This is a genomic window from Streptomyces sp. NPDC086519 (genome assembly GCF_040686075.1).
GTDB lineage: Bacteria > Actinomycetota > Actinomycetes > Streptomycetales > Streptomycetaceae > Streptomyces > Streptomyces shenzhenensis.
Genome location: NZ_JBFBJL010000147.1, coordinates 1 through 4,102, shown reverse-complemented (window position 1 = coordinate 4,102; position 4,102 = coordinate 1). Strand labels below are relative to the sequence as shown.

The following is a 4,102-nucleotide window of genomic DNA, read 5'->3' as shown; positions in this document are numbered from 1 at the left end:
GTACCAGGAGCCGTACAGGGCCCGTTCGCGCTCGACGAGCAGCGGCAGCGGCTCGGAGGCGGTGACCAGCTCCCGCAGCGGATGACGGGCCAGGATGTCGTCCACCTCGGGAGCGAGGGCGTTCGCGAGCCGTGTGTGCAGGGGCAGGGAGTCGTCGCCCAGGGCCCGGGCGGCCGCCAGCACCCGCTCGCGGTCCGGGCCCTCGGGGACTTCGGCGGCCGCCCGCTCGTACAGCTCGGCGCCCTCCTCCAGGACCAGGCCGGTGTCGACGCCCGCCGGGATCTTCACCCGGGCGTGCTGCCGCCAGGTGACGAGCGGGGCGCTCCAGGCCTCCACGTGATACGTCCAGCGGCCCGTCGCGTCCGGGGTGACCTCCGCGCCCCAGCGGTCGGTGCCGGAGACCAGTTCCCGCATCGGCGTCCAGGGGCCGGGCCGGCCCTCGGGATCGCGGAGCACCACATTGGCGCCGACGGCGTCATGACCCTCGCGGAAGACGGTGGCGGTGACCTGGAAGGTCTCGCCGGGTACCGCCTTCGCCGGCCGCCTGCCGCACTCCACGGCCGGCCGGACGTCACGCACCGGAACGCGGCCGATGGGCTCAGTCGCCTTCATGGGTCTCACCTCCGCCGTGCGCGGAGCCGGGCCCGGGGCCCGGCTCCGCGGTCCGTAGTGTGCCGGAAGACCGTTGCCTTCCCGCGGGGTCCGCCTGCGGGATCACTGCCTCGCGGAACGCCGGTCCGGGGGCGGACCCTGCCGGACCGCCTCGGTCAGCCGGGGCCGCCCGCCCTGTTCCCGCTGCTCGCGCACATAGGTGACGAGGCTGGTGCGCAGATAGCGCTCGGCCGCGTCCACCGCCTCCCGGGCGCAGCGCTTGCCCATCAGCACGCACAGCGTGTAGCCCGAGTCCTCGAAGGTGGACCGCACCTCACGGTCCTGCGGCGAGGCGAGCATGACGCGCTCCCACGCCCGGTAGCGCCGCAGTTGCCGGGCCACCTCGGCCTTCGCGGGTAGCAGCATGGCCGTGTCTTTCCTTCCGACGCTCTCGAATGGGCACGTGTCCCCGGGGTCGGGGGAGCGTCCGGGCAGGGAAGGGCACGGAGCCGTTACGGCGAATCGAGGCTTTCACTCATGGTGCACGCCCGATGACGGAGCGTCTTGTTGGATCTTCAACCACCTCGTGCGCCTCTCGTGTTGCACGAATGGCGTAGCACCCCCACAGTGAAGGTGACTCAGGAGCGACCAGCGCTCACGCTGCGCGCCCGGAACGGATTTCCGGACGGGTGAGGGGGAGCGGGAGCTTCGCGGGTGAGGAGCTAGCGACAATGAAGACCGCAGTGCCCTGCTACTACCACCTCGACGTGGAGGTCAGCCCGGAACGGGTGGGACAGGTGAGCCGCATACTGGCCGCCCACCTGCGTTACTGGGATCTCGACAACCTCGTGGAACCCGTCTGCCGCGGTGCCGAACTGCTGCTGACCGCCATCGACCAGCACGCCAGGGACAAGCACACGTCCATCGAGATGTGGTGGAACGGGCAGCACCTGATCACCGCCATCGGTGACCACGACCGGGATCTCCGCCCCGACCAGGATCTGCGCCCGTGCCTGGCGCATCTCGCCGCGACCAGCGACGGCTGGGGCTGCTGTGCCTCGGAGGCCGGCAGCAAGATCATCTGGTTCTCGCAGCGGGCCCGGTCCGGGGAGCGCGTCCCGCTGGTCCGCACCGGGCCTGCGCCCCGCCTGCGCCGGGTCCTGCGGGTGCCGCGCGAGCGTCCGGTCGCCCAGCTGGCCGCATCCGCAGACGGCGTCCTGGAAGGCGCCCGGTGACGGCGAGGAAGTCCCGGAAAGGGGTGCCCGTGTGGAGCGGGCACCCCTATCCGCTGGGGGCCTCCTTCGACGGCCAGGGCACCAACTTCGCCCTGTTCAGCGAGGTCGCCGAGCGGGTCGACCTGGTCCTGGTGAACGACGCCGCCACCCGTACGACGGTGCAGCTGACCGAGGTCGACGGCTTCGTCTGGCACGCCTACCTGCCCGGCGTCGGACCGGGGCAGCGCTACGGCTACCGGGTGACCGGCCCCTGGAACCCCGACCTCGGCCACCGGTGCAATCCGGCGAAGCTGCTCCTGGATCCGTACGCCAGGGCGATCGACGGCCAGATCGACAACCACGCCTCCCTCTACGAACGCACCCCCGGCGGCCCGAGCCCGGCCGACAGCGCCGGGCACTCCATGCTCGGCGTGGTCACCGACCCCTTCTTCGACTGGGGCGACGACCGCCCGCCCCGGCGGCCGTACTCCGACTCGGTGATCTACGAGGCCCATGTCCGCGGCCTGACCCTCACCCATCCGGAGGTACCCGAACGACTCAGAGGCAGTTACGCCGGTCTCGCCCACCCGGCGGTCCTCGACCACCTGACCTCGCTCGGGGTCACCGCGGTCGAGCTGATGCCGGTGCACCAGTTCGTGCAGGACGGGGTGCTCAAGGACCGGGGGCTGTCCAACTACTGGGGCTACAACACCATCGGCTACTTCGCCCCGCACAACGCCTACGCCGCCTTCGGCAGCCGGGGCCAGCAGGTCAACGAGTTCAAGGCGATGGTGAAGGCGCTGCACGCGGCCGGGCTCGAGGTGATCCTCGACGTGGTCTACAACCACACCGCCGAGGGCAACGAGATGGGCCCGACCCTGTCCTTCCGGGGCATCGACAACGCCTCCTACTACCGGCTGGTCGACGGCGACTGGGCGCACTACTACGACACCACCGGCACCGGGAACAGCCTGCTGATGCGGCACCCCTACGTGCTCCAGCTGATCATGGACTCGCTGCGGTACTGGGTGACCGAGATGCACGTCGACGGCTTCCGCTTCGACCTCGCGGCCACGCTGGCGAGGCAGTTCCATGAGGTGGACCGCCTCTCGGTGTTCTTCGACCTGATCCAGCAGGACCCCGTGATCAGCAGGGTCAAGCTCATCGCCGAGCCGTGGGACGTGGGCGAGGGCGGCTACCAGGTCGGCAACTTCCCGCCGCTGTGGTCGGAGTGGAACGGCAAGTACCGGGACGCCGTACGGGACTTCTGGCGGGCCGAGCCGGGCTCGCTGGGTGAGTTCGCCTCCCGGCTCACCGGCTCCTCCGACCTGTACCAGCACAGCAGACGGCGGCCCCGGGCCAGCGTCAACTTCGTCACCGCGCACGACGGCTTCACGCTGCGCGACCTGGTGTCGTACAACGACAAGCACAACCAGGCCAACGGCGAGGGCAACCGGGACGGCGAGAGCCACAACCGGTCCTGGAACTGCGGTGCCGAGGGCGCGACCACCGACCCGGCCGTGCTCGAACTGCGGGCCCGTCAGCAGCGCAACTTCCTCGCCACCCTGCTGCTGTCCCAGGGCATCCCCATGCTCAGCCACGGCGACGAACTCGGCCGCACCCAGGGCGGCAACAACAACGCCTACTGCCAGGACAACGACGTCTCCTGGATCGACTGGGAGCTGACCGAGGAGCAGCGGGCGCTCGCCGACTTCACCCGGTACGTCATCGCGCTGCGCGCCGCCCACCCCGTGCTGCGCCGGCGGCGCTTCTTCAGGGGCGAGACCGCCGTGCACCCCGGGCAGCCGCTGCCCGACCTGGTGTGGCTGCTGCCCGACGCCCGCGAGATGACCGACCGGGACTGGCAGCGCGCCGACGCGCACTCGGTCGGTGTCTTCCTCAACGGCGACGCCATCGCCGAACGCGACCCCTACGGGCGGCGCCTGGTCGACGACTCGTTCCTGCTGCTCCTCAACGGCTACTGGGAGCCGGTCGGCTTCCGGCTGCCCGACGACTCCTACGGCGAACGCTGGACGACCCTCATCGACACGGCCGACCCGGAGGGGATGCCGGACGAACGCGAACGCAAGGCGGGCACGAGGCTGCGGGCCGAGGCCCGGAGCGTGATCGTGCTGTCGCGGCCGTCGAGGTAGCGCCGTATGCGTCTGCGGGTGCGTGGGGGTTGCTCGCGCAGTTCCCCGCGCCCCTGAAGGGGCGCTGCGTGCAAGTTCGGTTTGTCGGGCGACTTCGCGGAGGGACCAGCCGTGTTCGGTGCGGAGGGTGTGGATGTGGGCGCC

Annotated in this window: 4 protein-coding genes; 2 read left to right on the top strand and 2 right to left on the bottom strand. The window is 71.0% G+C overall.

The window, feature by feature from the left end; translation table 11 throughout:
* Positions 1–612: maltotransferase domain-containing protein (locus AB0P24_RS47620; protein ID WP_365805705.1), on the bottom strand; the 612-nt coding region annotated here is incomplete at its 3' end.
* Positions 613–714: 102 nt separating this feature from the next.
* Positions 715–1,017 carry a DUF5133 domain-containing protein gene (locus AB0P24_RS47615; RefSeq protein ID WP_365805703.1) on the bottom strand — a complete coding sequence of 101 codons (303 nt, stop codon included), beginning with the start codon at positions 1,015–1,017 and terminating at the stop codon, positions 715–717.
* A 305-nt stretch (positions 1,018–1,322) separates the two neighbouring features.
* On the opposite strand from AB0P24_RS47615, the gene AB0P24_RS47610 reads away from it, so the two are divergent.
* Positions 1,323–1,826: a pep a2 gene (locus AB0P24_RS47610; protein ID WP_365805701.1), complete on the top strand. Its 504-nt coding sequence runs from the start codon at positions 1,323–1,325 to the stop codon at positions 1,824–1,826.
* Positions 1,827–1,849: 23 nt separating this feature from the next.
* Positions 1,850–3,958, top strand: coding sequence for a glycogen debranching protein GlgX (gene glgX, locus AB0P24_RS47605; protein WP_365805699.1), 2,109 nt, complete (start codon positions 1,850–1,852; stop codon positions 3,956–3,958).
* The last annotated feature ends 144 nt before the right edge of the window (positions 3,959–4,102 follow it).